Annotated in this window: 1 protein-coding gene; it reads right to left on the reverse strand. The window is 65.0% G+C overall.

Going from position 1 to position 223, the window contains the following annotated elements; genetic code table 11:
• Positions 1–223, reverse strand: a 223-nt coding sequence (locus KJQ96_RS39740) for a hypothetical protein (protein ID WP_213291298.1), incomplete at both ends; no start/stop codon positions are given.

Here is a 223-nt window from a genome sequence, read left to right on the forward strand (position 1 = left end):
GCTTGAGCTGCCCCATTTCTTCGCTCGCCTTGCGCAACTGCGCCGACTGCATCTCGTTTTCGCGCTGCGCTGTGGCGAGCTCGCTCTTCAGCGCAGCACTGCGTGCGCGTTCCTCATCGAGCGCTTCCCGATGTTTCGCCGCGCTTGTGGTCAGCTCTTTTCGCGCCGTCGCGACTTCCTCCGCCAGGGCTGCAGCCTTCTGCCGCTCCTGCTCGACCGATCG

The sequence above is a fragment of the Bradyrhizobium sp. sGM-13 genome (assembly GCF_018398875.1).
Classification (GTDB): Bacteria; Pseudomonadota; Alphaproteobacteria; order Rhizobiales; family Xanthobacteraceae; genus Bradyrhizobium.